This is a genomic window from Terriglobus sp. YAF25 (genome assembly GCF_052113305.1).
GTDB lineage: Bacteria > Acidobacteriota > Terriglobia > Terriglobales > Acidobacteriaceae > Terriglobus.
This window is the reverse complement of the sequence record NZ_JBFRCY010001065.1, coordinates 1-1032: the sequence shown is the minus strand read 5'-3', so window position 1 is coordinate 1032 and position 1032 is coordinate 1. Positions and strand designations below refer to the sequence as shown.

At 56.5% G+C, this 1032-nt stretch carries 2 protein-coding genes; one reads left to right on the top strand and one right to left on the bottom strand.

Translation table 11 applies throughout. The annotated features are described in order from the left end of the window. Positions 1-105: 105 nt before the first annotated feature. Entirely contained in the window at positions 106-522 is a 417-nt protein-coding gene (gene ndk, locus AB4043_RS26565) for a nucleoside-diphosphate kinase (RefSeq protein ID WP_442308667.1), read from the bottom strand. 120 nt (positions 523-642) lie between these two features. Between ndk and AB4043_RS26560 the strand changes: the two genes are divergently transcribed. After that, positions 643-795, top strand: coding sequence for a hypothetical protein (locus AB4043_RS26560; protein ID WP_442303046.1), 153 nt, complete (start codon positions 643-645; stop codon positions 793-795). The last annotated feature ends 237 nt before the right edge of the window (positions 796-1032 follow it).

Here is a 1032-nt window from a genome sequence, read left to right as displayed (position 1 = left end):
CATTTTCCCTGTCGCTGGGTATCCCGAAAGGGGTGTGCGGCGTTTTCATTGCGGAAAACGCCCATAAATGCCGAAGCCCTACAAGACACCTACAGGGAAAATGCTCTAGACGAGTTCGAGACCGGCGAAGAAGTAGCCGATCTCGAAAGCGGCCGTCTCTTCTGCATCCGATCCGTGGATCGCGTTTTCTTCGATCGAACCGGCGAACTTCTTGCGGATGGTGCCCTCTTCGGCATTTGCCGGGTTGGTGGCTCCCATCAGCTTGCGCAGGTCGGCGATCGCGTTGTCCTTTTCCAGCACCATCGGGATGATGGAGCCAGAGCTCATGAAGTCAGTCAGAGAGCCGAAGAACGGGCGCTCCTTGTGGACGTAGTAGAAGCCCTCGGCCTGTGTCTTCGAAATGGAAATCTTCTTGATGGAAACAATCTTGAACCCGGCCTTCTCGATTTCGGCCAGGATGGCGCCTGCGTACCCCGTACGGACGGCGTCGGGCTTGATGATGCTGAACGTGCGCTGTGACATGAACTGCTCGGGCTCCCTCGCAAATGTGCGATTTTTCTTGGAAATAGTCCTAATCAAGTGTAAAACAAGGTCCGAAAACGCGGCGCACTGCACCTGCGTCTCACTACTATGAGGCCGTGGATGGTGAGCATCTGGTATATCGGTTGCGCAGTATGGCTGGGGAACGCCTGGCTGGCGATCTACAGCGGCTCGCGGCTGCACGCCCTGGTCAGCCTTCTGCTCTCCGCCACCTTCTTTGCGGCAGGCACCTACTACCGCAAGCGCACTCCATAGGGATCTCCTGTTCCCCACCCATCGCGATGTCGCCCCGACCTGCGATGGATGGTCACCAATCTTGAGGCAGAGAGATCCGGGTGCCCCATATCTGCGAAGCAGATGTGGGCATTCGCGCTGTGCGCGAATCGTTTTCCGATAACGGTGGAGATTATCCGCTAAAACAAAAACAGATCGAGCTTCGCTCGATAAATCACCCCAGCGAACAAGTTCGCTGGGGACCCATACTCCCACATC